Source organism: Amycolatopsis ultiminotia (assembly GCF_039536925.1).
Taxonomy (GTDB): domain Bacteria; phylum Actinomycetota; class Actinomycetes; order Mycobacteriales; family Pseudonocardiaceae; genus Amycolatopsis; species Amycolatopsis ultiminotia.
On record NZ_BAAAZN010000003.1, the window covers coordinates 204,721 to 219,506 of the forward strand.

Here is a 14,786-nt window from a genome sequence, read left to right on the forward strand (position 1 = left end):
CGTAACACTAACGGTTAGCTTTTACTAACTGATATGTATTCATAACTGATAGCATCAATGGATGACCGCCCCGCCTGGACGCCGTGCGCGCAAGAAGGCCGCGACCCGTCAGAAGATCGCCGACACCGCCCTGCGGCTCTTCCTGGAACGCGGGTACGACGCGGTGGGCATCCGGGATGTGGCCGCGGCCGCCGACGTGGCCGTCACCACGGTCTTCGCCCACTTCGCCTCGAAAGAGGCGCTGGTGTTCGAGCAGGACGAAGACTTCGAGCAGCGCTTCACGCAGGCGGTCACCGGCCGCGCCCCGCACGAACCGCTCATCCCGGCGTTGCGCCGCGAAGTGCTGGCACTGGTACGACATTGCACCGCCGAGGGCGCCGCCCCGATCTGGCGGATGATCGACGGATCACCTGCGCTGCGGCAGTACGAGGAGTCGATGCGGCTGCGCCACGCGGAGTCACTGGCCGTCGCGATGGCCGCCGACCCCGGACTGGCCAGGACCACCATGGCCTGCCGGACGATCGCGAGATTCGCGATCGACGCCTACTCGCTGGCCCGCGCGGCGGCCGATCCGGACGCCGCGGTGGACGAGATCTTCCGGATGATCGAGGCGGCTTGGGAGGTCACCGGGCCCGGCGAGTGACCCACCGGGCCCGGAATGCGCCGAGGCACTGCCGTCCGGCTCGCTAGGCGGCGTGCCCGCCGTCGACCGACAGCGTTGCGGCGGTGACGTAGGAGCTCGCCGAGGAAGCGAGGAATGCGACCGTGGCAGCGACTTCATCCGGGCGGCCGTAACGGCCGAGCGCGGTCATCGACGCCTGATCCGCCGCGGATGGGCCGTCGGCCGGATTCATGTCCGTGTCGGTGGGTCCGGGGTGCACCAAGTTCACGGTGACACCGCGCGGTGCCAGTTCCCGCGCCAACGCCTTGGTGAAGCCGGTCAGCGCGGACTTGCTCACCGCGTACAGCACCATCCCCGGTCCCGGTACGCGGTCACTGACGCAGCTGCCGATCGTGATCACCCGCCCGCCTTCGCCGAGGTGCACCGCGGCGGCCTGGGTGATCGCGAAGACGCCGTGCACGTTCGCCGTGAGCACGCGGCTCACGTCCGCCGGCTCGGTTTCCGCGAACGGTGCGACGTGCCCGACACCCGCGTTGTTGACCAGGATGTCGAGCCGCCCGAATTCGGCGACCGCCGCTTCGACCGCCGCGGTGACCGCAGCCGAGTCGGCGTGGTCGGCCGCGACCGCGAGGGCCCGCCGGCCCAAGGCCTTGATGCGATCGACGATTTCGTCCGCCCGCTGCGCGTTGGCCACGTACGTGAGCACCACGTCCGCGCCGTCCTCGGCGAGCCGCAACGCGGTGGCCGCGCCGATCCCCCTGCTGCCGCCGGTCACCAGCGCCACCTTGCCGTCGAGAGTCATGTCCGTCCTTCCCTGGAACCTGTTCTGGTTCCAGGGAAGCGGATCCGGCGGGCACGAGCTGGCGCGTTTCGGCCGTCGCGCTCACCCGACAGTCCACAACCGACGGTGCTACAGCACGATGTTGACCAGCCTGCCCGGCACCACGATCACCTTGCGCGGCGCCTTGTCGCCGACCAGCGCGGCGATCTTCTCGTCGGCAAGCGCGGCGGCCTGCACCGCGTCGTTCGCCGCATCCGCGGGAACCGTGATGCGGGAACGGACCTTGCCGTTGACCTGGATCGGGTACTCCGCCGAGTCCTCCACCAGGTACTTCTCGTCGACCACCGGGAACGGGCCGTGCACCAGGGAATCCGCGTGCCCCAGCCGGTGCCACAGCTCCTCGGCGATGTGCGGGGCCAGCGGCGCCAGCAGCAGCACCAGCGGTTCGGCTACCTCGCGCGGGGTGGCCGCGGCCGAACCGTAGGCCTTGGTCAGGTGGTTGTTCAGTTCGATCAGCTTCGCGCCCGCGGTGTTGAACCGCATTTCCGCGTAGTCCTCGCGCACGCCGGCGATGGTGCGGTGCAGCAGCTTCCGGTCGGCCTCGGTCGCCTCGTCCGCGCCGACCCGCAGCTGCCCGGTCTGCTCGTCCACGACGAGCCGCCACAGCCGTTGCAGGAACCGGTGCGCACCGACGACGTCCTTGGTCGCCCACGGCCGGGACATGTCCAGCGGGCCCATGGACATCTCGTACAGCCGGAAGGTGTCCGCGCCGTAGGTCTGCGACATCTCGTCCGGCGTGACGACATTTTTCAGGCTCTTGCCCATTTTCCCGTACTCCTGGTTGACCTCCTCGTCACCCAGGAAGAACTTGCCGTCGCGTTCCACGACCTCGTCCGCCGGCACGTAGACGCCGCGCTGGTCGGTGTAGGCGTAGGCCTCGATGTAGCCCTGGTTGAACAGCCGCCGGTAGGGCTCCTTCGACGACACGTGGCCCAGGTCGTACAGCACCTTGTGCCAGAACCGCGAGTACAGCAGGTGCAGCACCGCGTGCTCCACGCCGCCGACGTACAGATCGACACCGCCAGGGTCGTCCACGCCGTGCTCGGCCGGACGCGGCCCCAGCCAGTAGGCCTCGTTCTCCGGCGCGCAGAACACGTCCTGGCTCGACGGGTCCACGTAGCGCAGCTGGTACCAGCAGGAGCCCGCCCACTGCGGCATGACGTTGGTGTCGCGGCGGTACTTCTTCGGCCCGTCACCCAGGTCAAGGGTGACCTCGACCCAGTCGGTGGCCCGCGACAGCGGCGGCGACGGTTCGGAATCGGCGTCGTCCGGGTCGAAGGTCCTCGGCGAGTAGTCGTCGACCTCGGGCAGCACCACCGGCAGCTGGTCCTCCGGCAGCGCGATCGGCAGGCCGTCCTCGTCGTAGACGATCGGGAACGGCTCGCCCCAGTACCGCTGCCGGGCGAACAGCCAGTCGCGCAGCTTGTACTGCACGGTGCCCTCGCCGTGGCCGTGTTCCTCCAGCCACTCGATGATCGTCTTCTTGGCGTCGGTCACGCCCATGCCGTCCAGGCTCACCGAATCGTTGGCCGAGTTGATCGCCGGACCGTCGCCGGTGAACGCCTCGCCGTCGAAGCCTTCGCCAGGGTCGACCGTGCGCACGATGTCCAGCTCGAACTTCTTCGCGAAGTCGTAGTCACGCTGGTCCTGTGCGGGCACCGCCATGATCGCGCCGGTGCCGTAGCCCATCAGCACGTAGTCGCCGATGAAGACCGGGATTTCCTTGCCGTTGACCGGGTTCACCGCGTATGTGCCGGTGAAGACGCCCGTCTTGTCCTTGTTCTCCTGGCGATCGAGGTCGGACTTGCGCGCGGCGGCCGCGCGGTACTCGGCAATCGCGTCGGCAGGCGTCTTCGCACCACCGGTCCAGACCTGCGGGTGCTCGTCCGGCCACTGCGCGGCGGTCAGCTTCTCCACCAGCGGGTGCTCCGGCGCGATCACCATGTAGGTGGCGCCGAACAGGGTGTCCGGGCGGGTGGTGAAGACCTCGATCTTCTCCTCGCCTGCCGCGAACGACACCCGCGCACCCTGCGAGCGGCCGACCCAGTTGCGCTGCATCGACTTGACCTTGTCCGGCCAGTCCAGCAGGTCCAGGTCGTCGACCAGCCGGTCGGCGTAGGCGGTGATCCGCATCATCCACTGCCGCAGGCTCTTGCGGAACACCGGGAAGTTGCCGCGGTCGCTGCGTCCGTCCGCGGTCACCTCCTCGTTGGCCACGACGGTGCCCAGCCCCGGCGCCCAGTTCACCGGCGCCTCGGAGATGTAGACCAGCCGGTGCTCGTCGATGACCTTGCGCTGTTCGACGCCGCTCAGCTCGCTCCACGCCCGCCCGTCCGGCGTCGCGCGCGCACCCGCGGCGTAGGCCTTCTCCAGCTCCTCGATCGGACGGGCCTTGCCCGCCTCCTCGTCGTAGTAGGAGTTGAAGATCTGCAGGAAGATCCACTGCGTCCACTTGTAGTAGTCCGGGTCGATGGTCTCGATCGAGCGGCGCTCGTCGTGGCCGAGCCCCAGCCGCCGCAACTGGGCGCGCATGGTGGCGATGTTCTGCTCGGTGGTGGTGCGCGGATGCGTGCCGGTCTGCACCGCGTACTGCTCGGCAGGCAGGCCGAATGCGTCGTAGCCCAGCGTGTGCAGCACGTTCCGGCCGATCATCCGGTGGTAACGGGCGTACACGTCGGTGCCGATGTACCCCAGCGGATGCCCGACGTGCAGACCGGACCCGGACGGGTAGGGGAACATGTCCTGCACGAACAGCTTGTCCGAGGGAACCGGCTCACCTTCGGCGGCGAGCGGACCGACCGGGTTCGGCGCGTGGTAGGTGCCGTGGTCGGACCAGTGGTCCTGCCAGCGCTGCTCGATCTGCCCGGCCAGCTCCGCGGTGTAGCGGAACGGCGGGATGTGCTCGTCGTCGGTCCGGCTGCCCGCCGCGCCGATCTCGCCTGCCCCTGTCATCGCTGTCTTCCTCCGTGTCGAGCCACTCCAGAAACAACTCGACCCCTCAAGCCCGAGGGCATGAGGGGTCCGCCGCGCCGGCCGGGTCGCTGTACCCAGCTCAGCGCGGCCGGCCAAGGAGCAGCCGAGCCAAGTTCACACGGTCAGTCTAACGCCCTGGTCAAAGCCGTTCCGACGGGACCGCCACTGCGATGAGCTGGGTCACCTGGGAGGCGGAGAAGTTGTTGTCGCTCACGAACACCAGGCTGCGCTCGCCACCGGGCAGCGGCGGCCCCCAGGTCAGCCCCTCCACGTTGTCCACGGTGGACACCGGGAGGTCGGAGAGGTCGAGCAGGAGCTTCTTCTTCACCGGCTTGACCTGCTTCGCGTCCGCCAGCGACGGCGTGTGCAGCACGTTGGTGGCGCCCGAGGTGTCGACCTCGAAGACGCGCACCTTGTTGCCGACGCCGGTCACGAAGGAACGCTCCAACATGAGGAATTTGGTCGGGTCGGCCTGGTCCACGGCGAGCATCGAGGACACCCCGGTGTCGGCGAACCCGTCGGCGGGCACCGGCGTGGCGAACAGCTTCTCCTGCGGGTAGGCGTACTGCGCGAGCACCTGGCCGCCACGGGTCTGCAGCGTCATCCGCGACAGCGCACCCGACGCAGGCGTCGGCGGCGGGCCGTCCTGCAGCAGCGGCGCCTCCACCTCGCTGGCCAGCACCGTGCCGAAACCGGTGTAGGCGAGGCCTTCGAGCACGTAGTTGCGCCGTGGCCCGGCATCCGGGGTCATCCGCTCATTCGACGGCAGCGGCAGGTCACGTACGTAGTGGCCATCGCGGGTGGCGTCGCGGATGGACGGCTGGATGAGACTCGGCGGATCCGTCAGCCGATCGCCCTCCTGCGACCAGACGTAGTGCCCGGTCCACGGATCGACACGCAGCTCTTCCGGATCGATGGTCTGCTCGTTCTGCGGAGCCGAGGGATCGTTCTGCTCGAGCGGCGGGTACGGCGTGCGATCCGGACGCAGCAACGGGTGCGTGCCGGTGAACGACACCGGGCCGACGCCGTGGCCGTCGACGGAGAACTTCGCGGTGTAGAAGCGGGCGGGGTTGATCGCCGACCGGTCGTCGCAGACGAACACGTACCCGCCGGTGCGCGGGTCGTAGTCGATCGACGACAGGCCACCGACCGTCGTGCCCGCGAACTGCAAACCGTTCGGCACGAGCTGCTCGCCGAGGAACCGGACCGGCCGTTCGGCGGCGGTCGCGGCGGGAGCCGCGAGCAGAGACAGGGACAGGAGCCCGGCCGTGACAAGCGCCCGGCGACGCGTGGAGGACATGGTCTGCAGCACAGCCGACGAGGGTATCCAGCACATTGCCAAGAGGTCACGCTTATCCTCTTGGAGTGTTCGCAATCGCGCTCGTCCCGATCGTGCTCGGTGCCGTCGTCGGCTGGGGTGGTTTCCTCGGCGTCCGCGAACGGCTGACCAGGGCCGGTGGAACCGGAGTCCGCACGGCGGCTTCGCTGCGCAGCGAAGCCGCGTTCAAGCTGGCGAACCGGGTGGCCGGGATCCCGACCCTGGCCGGAGGCGCGGCCTCGATCGTCGCCGGGCTCGCCGGACTCGCGATGCCGACCACCGCTGGCCTCATCGCCGCGTCCGTGGTGGGCCTGCTCGGTCTGCTCGCGATGGTGCTCGCCGGCGCACGGCTCGGTGCCCGCGCGGCGCTGACCGTGCCCGCTCCCGCCCCGGCGGCGCCGGCCGGGTGCAGCGGCTGTGCGTGCGGTGCCGGTGGCTGCGGCGTGCTCCAGAAGGCCGAAGAGGGCTGAGCCGCACCCCTATCGGTCCACTTCCGGCGACCCGCTAGTTCCGTTGCAGGTCACCGGGATGCGTGGCCAGCAACGCCAGCGGCACGCCCTGCCTGCGCAACACCTGACCCCACAGATCACGCTCCGGCGACGCCAGGATGTCGCTCGGCAAGGCAGGCACGATCACCCAGTCCTCCCGCTCGATCTCACCGGCCAGCTGCCCCGAATCCCAACCCGCGTACCCGGCGAACACCCGCACCCCACGCACCTTCGGCACCAGCACGTCGGGATCGGTGTCCAGATCGACCAGCGCCACCGGACCGCGCACCGCGATCACCCCCGGCACGCTCGCCGCGGTCTCCCCGGTCCGCAACGCGGCAAGGCACAATGCGGTCTTCTTCTCGACCGGCCCGCCGACGAACACCGACTGCGGATCCGCGACGTGCCCACCCCAACCGGGCAGCACGTCGTGCACCGGAACATCGCTCGGACGGTTCAGCACCACCCCGAGCGTGCCCTCCGCACGGTGATCGATCACGAACACCACGGTCCGCTTGAAGTTCGGGTCGAACATCGTGGGTGCGGCGACCAGGAGCGTTCCCGGTTCAACCTCGGCGTCCGCTGGCACGCCGACAATGATCCCATCTCCGGCGAGAAGAAAGCCTCCCGGCACGGGAACACCAGTCACACCGGCCCCGTTGAGAACAGTAGACCGGCGCACTCCGTGTCCCCCGGGCTCACTGAAGAACCGCCTTTGTGGAATACCGTCCGGCTGGAGCCACACTGCGCATAGCCGCCGAGAGGCGACCAAGTGCGCCGGTCGCCCCTGTTCGGCGTCCCCTCCGGGGGCGCCTTCCCTGTGTGGCGCGCTTGGGTGGTACCCGGGGGGCCGAGCCCCCCGGACCCCCACGGTGCGGTTGGTTGCTGACCCAGCATGGTGGCTGTCGGTGCGTGCGGGTGGCTGTCGGTGCGTGCGGGTCGCTGTCGGTGCGTGCGGGTCGCTGTCGGTGCGTGCGGGTCGCTGTCGGTGCGTGCGGGTGACTGCGGGTGCGTGGGGGATGCGCGGTGAGTGTGGTGGGGCTGTTCGACGTCGGTGAGTGGCGGGGTGTGCTGCTTGGCCTCGGTGAGCGTTGGTGGGGGCTGCTTGGCGCCGTTGGGGGCTGCTCGACGTTGGTGGGGACTGCTTGGTCTTGATGGGGACTGCTTGGTCTTGATGGTGGGGGATTCGCTGGCGCAAAGCGTTCGGGATGGTTCGGGGCGTGGCTGGGGGTCGGGCATTAGGGTGATTGTGTAACTCGACCGAGTGAGAATCAGCTCAGTCAACGACACGGGGGGCCACCGTGACTGCTGCCGGCGACGACCGTATCCGGCTCGACGGCGCGGCTGCCGTGCTGACTTCGCCGGACGGGCTGGTCCGGGCGACCGCCGGAATGGCAGGCACGCTCGGACGGCTCGAGTTCGCCCCGGACACCTTCGAGCGCACCACCCCTGCGCAGCTGGCCTTCACCGTCCAGGCGCTGGTGCAGCAGCTGGACGAGGCGCCGGAACGGCCGGAGAGCCCTTCGCAGCAAATGCCCGCTCCCCGGCCGACGCCGCGCCGCGTGCGCCCGCGTGGTGCAGTGCCGCAGAACCGCCGCCGCGGCTGCTGAACGCGTCCCGATTCACGTGGAACCGACCCTCACCGAGAGCGAGCAGCAGGCTCTGCTCATCGAGATCGGACGGCTCATCCGTGCCGGACGAGCCGATCCGGCAAACCCGGCGGGGATCGGGTTCGCCCAGGTCGGCGACCACCTCGAGGTCCGGCCGGGCAACACCGCGGCGGACCACGAGGTCATCGAACGGCTCACCGCACTGCGGGCCGGGATGTACCAGCACGGCAGAGGCACCTGGCTCCAGGCGCGCTATCTGCTGGCCCCGGACGACTCGTTCGACTTCGACTTCTTCACCGACGCCGACCCGCCCTGGACGACCCCGCCCCCGCCGGAGGCCTACCGCGACGAGCTCGCCACCTTCCCCCGCGACGACAAGCACATCCCGGACTGGTGGCGGCTGCGCGCCGGCCTCCCGCTCGGTCTCGAATTCCGGTACGCCCGCCCCGCCGCGGACGGAGAGCAGCGCCGGCCGTTACCGGAGGACGAACTGCCCCTCGTCCTCCAATACCTGGAACGCGAAGCGGAAATCGGTGACGAGCACCGGACCGACGGCACGTGGATCTGGCCGGTCGCGGTGGCCGAGCAGTTGCGCCACGACGGCGTCCCACCGGAAACCGGACTGCTGGCACACATCCGAGACCTGGGTTTCCAGCCCCCACACGTAGCGCACCTGGTGCGCCGCACCGCGGAAGCCGATCTCGCCGGGCGGCCACGGCCCCGCCCGGAACCGGCCGAGCTGGCACCGACCCGCGCCGATCTGGCCGCCGAACTGGAGACGAACCCCGACCCCGGCCTCGACGACGACCGGCTGCTGGCGGTACTCGAAGACCGGTTCGAGTCGTTCGGCGTGTGGCCGGCGGCCTACCGGATCGGCGGCCGCGCACCCGGCGTCTGGAGCCTCGAGCAGGGAACCTCCGGCTGGACGGTGGTGTCTCCGGACGGCGGCGAACAGGTCTTCCCGGACCTCCCCGCCGCCGCGCACCAGCTGCTCGGTGCGCTGCTGCTGCATCCGGCCCGGACGACCGGCGGGCACGAGACCCCGCTGGAAACGGCGAAGGAAGTCGGCGACTGGCCCATCCAGCCGGTCCCGGGTGACCCTCCCCTCACGCTATTGCGGAACAAGAGACTCACCCGGTTGGCGCAAGGTACCGTCGTCCTGCGATTCGGGGAGGAACCCGGAAACCTGGTTCACCGGCGGGAGGTACGGTTCGCCACGACGTCACTGCCACTCGAACGGGAACGAGTGACCACCACTTTTCGGCTCCGAAGGTCACTGTATGTGATCACCGGGGTCACGGTGCCGTGGGCAAATCTGCCCGGCGGCGCGGTGGCGTACGTACTGCCCAAGCCGATCGCGGAGCACGAGTCCGACGGGAGCCTGGAGAGGATCGAGTAGGTGGAAGCGGCGGAAGCGATGGAGAAGGTCGGGAATTGGTTGCGCGCCGTGCACGGCCCGACGGTCGCCGGCCCCGGCGGCCTGCGCGTCGACCACGACCGCGTGCTGCGGGTCCCGGAGGGCTGGTCCATCCCCTACAACACCGTCGCGTTCCTGGACGACGGCCGGCCGGACAAGGAGCTCTTCCCGCCGCCGTCGGTGGTCGTGCGCGAGCCCGACGGCGAGCTGCGCCAGGCACATCCGAACCCCGGCGGGCTCAGCACCCCGGTGGCCTACCCCGGGCAGGAGAGCTGGCGCGAGGTCGTCGACCCGGAGTACGTGAAGGCCGGTCTCGGCGAGCTCGGCGTGCCACTGCCCGCCGTCGCCGGCTGGGTGAAGGTGGACAACGACGGCCAGCAGACCGGTGAGGAGCGGGAGAACCCGGAGTACCGGGCCGGGCCGATCCGCCGCGGCTATCCGAAGCCGGAGAACCTGCTGGAGACACTGCTCGCCTTCGCCAGCGTCGGCTGGCTCTCCCGCGAGCAGCTGCTGATCGGGCTGCTGCGCTGCGAGGTGTTCGTCCCGCTCGACGTCGAGACCGGCTCCACGGACCGGTTCTACTTCTCCGAGGACCGCAACGAGCTGCGTGTGTTCAGCTCGACCAGGAACCTGCCTGCCCGTGAACACGCCTGGTGGCAGGTCGACCTCGCCACCCTCGCCGAGTTCGAGCACCCGCCGAACCTGGTGATCAACGGTGGTCCGGCGACGTTCGAGGACGTCACCGGCGACGAACTCGCCGACGCCGCCAAACGGTTCCCGCGCCACGACGCGCGGATCGACCGGCACGGCCGCAGCCCGGAGGCGGAGCAGGAGCTGGCGCAGCTCGCCGCGGACACCGCGACCAGGATGGGCCTCGCCGCACCGGTGGAACTGCCCCGAACGGCTGCGGAACGGGCCCGGCGCAACGGGTTCGAGCTCACCGCGGAGGAATGCCGCAAGACCGTCCTCGGCCAGTCCTGGTTGCGCCGTCTCGAACAGCCCGAACCGCCGCGCAGCAAGCCGAACGACCTCGGCGCCAACGGGCTCGCCCCGTCCTGGGACAACGAAGGCCGGATCGTGCCGCGGCTGGACACCTTCGGCAAGTACCCGCTGCCGGATCTGGAGAACTTCCGCTACGGCTGGCAACGGGTCGTCGGCGCGTACGTCGGCTTCGCACTCGGCGAAGCGCTCGGCACCGCGGTGGACCGGCTGCGGCTCGACGAGATCGTCGCGCGGTTCGGCCCGGACGGCGTCACCGGCCTGCCGATCGCGTTCGACCAGCCCGGCCGTATCGGTTCACTGACCCAGCGGATGCTGTTCTACACCGAGGCGGTGATCCGCAGCCCGCACCGGGAACAGCCGGAGTCGCGCGACGTCGAACAGCTCTTCCCCGGCGTGGTCCGCGGTGCGCTGCTGCGCTGGCTGCACACCCAGGGCGCACCGCTGGACAACACGGACGGCTGGCTCGTGCAGGTGCCCGATCTGCGCATCCGGCGCGGGGCCGACGACGCCGAGCTCAACGCGTACCACGCGCTGGTCACCCGTGCCCCGCAAGCGACGGCGATGACCGGGCCGACGGCGTTGCTCGGCGCGCTGCCCGCGGTACTCACCGCGGCCGGGCCGGGCACCGGCTTCAGCGGCGGCATCCGCCAGGTGGTGCGGGATCTGGTCACCGTGACGCACCGGCAGGAGGAAGACCTGGCCGCAGCCACCTACCTGAGCTGGCTGTTCGAGCACGCGCTGACGAAGGACTCGTTCAGCTATCCGGTGTGGAACCTGTCGCGCGAGGTGCTGGAGGAACATCCGGAGTCCGGCCCGGAATGGGCCGCGGTGCAGGCGATGGTGAACGAGTCGGTGCCGTTCTTCGGCGAGCACGGCCTGCCGGACCTGCGGATGCCCGAGCTGATCGGCGACGGGCAGAGCACCCTGGCGGTGCTCGGCCGCGCGTTCGCCGCGCTGTCCGGCTTCGAGAACTACCCGGAACAGGCACTGCTGCGCGGCGTGAACCACTCCGGCCGCAGTGCGTTGACCGGCGCGCTCACCGGGGCGCTGCTCGGTGCCAGGGTCGGGATGCCCGGTCTGCCCGCCAAGTGGGTCGAACAGCTGGAGCTGCACCACCTGATCGAACAGCTCGCCACCGACGCGCTGTGGCACTTCGACCGCCGTTCGGCACTGCACCAGCTCGGCACGACCTGGACCGAGCGTTATCCCAGGCACTGAACCGCGGTGCTGACCGACGGTCACCCGAGCGGGTGCTTGTAGGCAGGCACGTGCGCGGGTGGGCGCCGGCGCGACGAGCGCACCGGAACGGGCAGCTGCGTTGCCCGGACCGCCCGCTCCCGAGCCGCAGGCGGCCGGCGGCACGGGCGGCGAAGCGCTGCCGCCGATGTCCGGCCATGTCGCGCTGACCACCCGAAATGCCGCCGACGGCCGGTTGGCCCCACCGGTGCGCGGTGGATCATGGTGGGCACACCGATTCGACCGATTCGGGGTGTGGCAACCTCATCGGTGCGATCCACGGCGACGCGGCTCGGCGCGGCGCCCGGCCGGACCGCTGGGAACTACGCGAGGTGATCACCGGTCTCGCCGACGAGGCGCTCGTCGACTTCGGTACCGACCCGCAGGGTGACGACCGATGGTTCGAGTGTTTCCGGTCGGCTAAGTTCGGTGCCGCTCACACGGGGGATTCCGGGGAGGAAGCAGAGAGTGCGCTACCGGGTAGAGGCAAGCGAACGCCCTGACGGTCTGTACGCGACGCTCGACGACCGCACGTTCGCGGCCGAGCGTTCGACCACCGACGGCACGCTGTTGCTCACCGTGCTGCCGGACGAGGAAGTACCGGAAGGTTTCGACCGCGAGCACGAGGGCCGCCCGGCCCGCGTCGTGCTCGCGAGCGAGGTACCGGCGACGTTCGACCTGCGCAGCCACGGCGAGTACGAGGACGAGCTGTTCGAGGTCGCGCCCGGCGACGGGAGCGACCTGACGCTGCGCTGGACCCGGAGCGATCCGGTGCCCGCCGCGCAGCTCGGTCTCACCGATTTCTCGGTCACGGTGCCGTCGAAGCTGCTCACCGGGCTGTGGCAGACCCGGCACGACTACGCGGAGCCGCAGCCGGAAACCGGCGACGGCGACCACAGCAGGCTGCTGCGGGGGATCGGCCGCACACTGCGCACAGTGCCCGGCGGGTGGTCCAAGGTGGCCGCGCAGTTCCGGCAGATCGGCGACTACTCCGAGCTCGAACTGCGCGCGGTCGGCGACGAGAACGGCCCGGTGTCGGTCGCACTGCCCGCCCCGCCGCGGCTCAGCTCGCTGTTCGCGCAGCTGCGGGCCGCGATGTACCAGCCGGAGACCGGCACCTGGTTCCAGGGCACGTTCACGCTCGACAGCGAATCGCAGTTCGACTTCGACTTCGACGCCGATCGGGAGCCGGACTGGCGGCTGCCGCCGAACGACGGCGGACAGCCCGCACCGCAGTCCTACCGGATCGAACTGACCCGTTTCCCGCGTCCGCCGAAGCAACTGCCGGACTGGCTCGCGACGAAGGCCGGGCTCCCGCTCGATCTCACCTTCCGCCAGGCCCGCGTGGTCGACGGGCACGCCGAGGGGGAGCGGCCGGTGGTCCAGCGCCCGCCGGTGCCGCCGGACCAGATCCGCGGGGTGCTCGACTACCTGTTCCGCTCGCAGGTCGTGTTGCACCGGCCCGTACCGCAGCCGGATCTGTTCGCGCCACCCGGCACTCAGCCGGACGTACCGCAGGCGTTCCACACCGACGGCACCTGGATCTGGCCTGCCGCGGTGCCGCACTACCTGCGCAAGTACGGCGTGCCACCGGAACCGGAGCTGGTGGAGCACATCCGCGCGGCAGGCTTCCGCCCGCCGCCGGTACGGGAACTGGTGCGTGCCACCGCCGAGGCGGACGTGCTCGGCCGGCCGCGGCCGCCGCGGTCGGAAGCCGACCTGCCGGACGACAGTCCGCTCGCTCGCACGCTGCGGGACGGCGACCCGACCCGCGCGCTGCGCGCGGCGGAGACGTTGAAAGTGCTGCAGCAGCGGCTCGCCGAGCACGGCGTGCCGCCGTCGGCGTACCGGATCGGCGCGAACGAGGTGCCCGCGGAGGGCGTGTGGACGTTGCGGCGGGCGGACAACCGCTGGGAGGTCTCGCGTCCACCCTCGGTGGAGCCGGTGCCGTTCGGTGCTCTCGCGGACGCGGCGCGGTACCTGCTCGGGACGTTGCTGATGCTGCCGACGCCCTCGGCCGAGGACACGGATCAACCCGCGGACTGGCCGATCCTGCCGTTGCGTGGCGAGCCACCGCTGTCGTTCTACCGCGGCAAGCGGCTCGTCGCGCTGCCCGCCGGGTCGACTGTGGTCCGGTTCGGCGGCGAGACCGGAAACCTGGTGCACGCCGCGGGCACGCGGTTCGTGGAGACCTCGCTGACCGCCGACCGGGAACGCGATCGGCACGAGTACCGCGTGCAGCGCACCATCCGGGTGCTCACCGGGGTGACCGCGCCGTGGGGACCGCAGCCCGGTGGCGGCACCGCGTACCTGTTGCCACGGCCGATCGGCCAGCACGTGGAAGCGGGAGCGTTATCCCGGATGTGAGCCACGCGCGGTGATCAGCACCGCGGGGGACCACCAGTAGTCGACGAGCGGCGTCACGGTCACGTCGGTGAAACCGGCGGCTTCGAGCTGGGCAACCCAGTCCGTCGCCGGGTGTTCCCAGTTCGTGCGGGCCGCACCGGCCGCGACGCCGAGCAGCACCGGCAGCAGGAACCCTTGCGCGACAAGGGAAGCCTGCTCGCCGTATTCGGCGATACCGCGTTCGTACCGCGCCGCCAGCGACCGGAGGTGCGCGGGCGAACCCTCGTCGTGGGCTGGGACGTCGAACTCGGCCAGCAGCAACCGGCCGGTGCGCGGGCACAGTGCACGCAGCACCTCGGCCCGGTCGGCCGGTGGAATCGACTGCAGTGCGAACGTCGACTCGACAAGGTTCCACGTGGAACCAACCGTCGCGAGGAAGTCCTGCGCGGTCAGCGGGAATCGTTGTGCACCAGGCACTTCGACCGTGGACAACAACGCCGCCGACGGTTCGACCAGGTCGATCCGCTCCGGATGGAAACGTGCGCGAGCGAGTGCGGGGGCCACCGCCAGTCCGTCGCCACAGCCGAGATCGAGCAACGCTGCCGGACGCAGTGTGTCGTATCGTTCGGCCAGTTCGTCGCTCAACCGCCGGTACAGCGGCACATTGCCGCCGCCGCGGATGAAGGCGGTGAACGCGGCCGGCTGGTCGTACACCGGAGCGGAGCCTGCCGACGCGAGGTACGTCGCGAGTTCGGCCCCGAGCCGGGTCCCGGACTGCTCGGCAAGCCCGGCTGCCCCGGCGGGATCCCCGGCGCGATAGGCGGCCAGCGCGCCGACGACCCCGGCATCCTGGTCGCCCCGATTCGATTCCACTCGTGCGACACCCCTTCCCGTTCCTCTGCCGGCGCCGCGCCGTGGTAGCAGGACCGACAC

At 70.4% G+C, this 14,786-nt stretch carries 11 protein-coding genes; 6 read left to right on the plus strand and 5 right to left on the minus strand.

Going from position 1 to position 14,786, the window contains the following annotated elements:
* Nucleotides 1–61: 61 nt before the first annotated feature.
* Nucleotides 62–643 (plus strand): TetR/AcrR family transcriptional regulator, encoded by a 582-nt coding sequence (locus ABD793_RS08675; protein WP_344857399.1) that lies wholly within the window; start codon nt 62–64, stop codon nt 641–643.
* A 43-nt stretch (nt 644–686) separates the two neighbouring features.
* Here ABD793_RS08675 and ABD793_RS08680 read toward each other — a convergent pair whose 3' ends face one another.
* From ABD793_RS08680 to ABD793_RS08690, 3 genes are all read right to left on the minus strand, one after another.
* A complete protein-coding gene (locus tag ABD793_RS08680) occupies nt 687–1,424 on the minus strand; it encodes a 3-oxoacyl-ACP reductase family protein (protein WP_344857401.1) in 738 nt (245 codons plus the stop codon).
* Between the two features lie 108 nt (nt 1,425–1,532).
* The gene (gene leuS, locus ABD793_RS08685; protein WP_344857403.1) at nt 1,533–4,415 is read right to left on the minus strand and encodes a leucine--tRNA ligase; all 2,883 of its coding nucleotides are present in this window, start codon (nt 4,413–4,415) and stop codon (nt 1,533–1,535) included.
* Between the two features lie 160 nt (nt 4,416–4,575).
* Entirely contained in the window at nt 4,576–5,736 is a 1,161-nt protein-coding gene (locus ABD793_RS08690; protein WP_344857405.1) for an esterase-like activity of phytase family protein, read from the minus strand.
* A 65-nt stretch (nt 5,737–5,801) separates the two neighbouring features.
* Here ABD793_RS08690 and ABD793_RS08695 point away from each other — a divergent pair, with 65 nt between their 5' ends.
* Nucleotides 5,802–6,224: an SdpI family protein gene (locus ABD793_RS08695; protein ID WP_344857407.1), complete on the plus strand. Its 423-nt coding sequence runs from the start codon at nt 5,802–5,804 to the stop codon at nt 6,222–6,224.
* Nucleotides 6,225–6,258: 34 nt separating this feature from the next.
* Here the strand turns inward: ABD793_RS08695 and ABD793_RS08700 are convergent, their stop codons facing one another.
* Complete coding sequence (locus tag ABD793_RS08700) at nt 6,259–6,840, minus strand: YqgE/AlgH family protein (RefSeq protein ID WP_344858085.1); 582 nt, start codon at nt 6,838–6,840, stop codon at nt 6,259–6,261.
* Nucleotides 6,841–7,543: 703 nt separating this feature from the next.
* Between ABD793_RS08700 and ABD793_RS08705 the strand changes: the two genes are divergently transcribed.
* The 4 genes from ABD793_RS08705 to ABD793_RS08720 all read left to right on the plus strand — a co-directional run bounded on the left by ABD793_RS08705 (nt 7,544) and on the right by ABD793_RS08720 (nt 13,874).
* Nucleotides 7,544–7,852 carry a hypothetical protein gene (locus ABD793_RS08705; RefSeq protein ID WP_344857409.1) on the plus strand — a complete coding sequence of 103 codons (309 nt, stop codon included), beginning with the start codon at nt 7,544–7,546 and terminating at the stop codon, nt 7,850–7,852.
* 16 nt (nt 7,853–7,868) lie between these two features.
* Entirely contained in the window at nt 7,869–9,251 is a 1,383-nt protein-coding gene (locus ABD793_RS08710; RefSeq protein WP_344857411.1) for a TNT domain-containing protein, read from the plus strand.
* Nucleotides 9,252–11,489, plus strand: coding sequence for an ADP-ribosylglycohydrolase family protein (locus ABD793_RS08715; RefSeq protein ID WP_344857413.1), 2,238 nt, complete (start codon nt 9,252–9,254; stop codon nt 11,487–11,489).
* Nucleotides 11,490–11,975: 486 nt separating this feature from the next.
* Complete coding sequence (locus ABD793_RS08720) at nt 11,976–13,874, plus strand: TNT domain-containing protein (RefSeq protein WP_344857415.1); 1,899 nt, start codon at nt 11,976–11,978, stop codon at nt 13,872–13,874.
* Here the strand turns inward: ABD793_RS08720 and ABD793_RS08725 are convergent.
* Entirely contained in the window at nt 13,860–14,726 is an 867-nt protein-coding gene (locus tag ABD793_RS08725; protein ID WP_344857417.1) for a small ribosomal subunit Rsm22 family protein, read from the minus strand. The two genes, ABD793_RS08720 and ABD793_RS08725, sit on opposite strands and share 15 nt — an antisense overlap.
* Between the last annotated feature and the right edge of the window lie 60 nt (nt 14,727–14,786).

Coding starts and splice junctions, on each gene's coding strand:
- leuS (WP_344857403.1), bottom strand. CDS start 4,415: ATGACAGGGGCAGGCGAGATCGGCGCGGCGGGCAGCCGGACCGACGAC.
- ABD793_RS08675 (WP_344857399.1), top strand. CDS start 62: ATGACCGCCCCGCCTGGACGCCGTGCGCGCAAGAAGGCCGCGACCCGT.
- ABD793_RS08680 (WP_344857401.1), bottom strand. CDS start 1,424: ATGACTCTCGACGGCAAGGTGGCGCTGGTGACCGGCGGCAGCAGGGGG.
- ABD793_RS08690 (WP_344857405.1), bottom strand. CDS start 5,736: ATGTCCTCCACGCGTCGCCGGGCGCTTGTCACGGCCGGGCTCCTGTCC.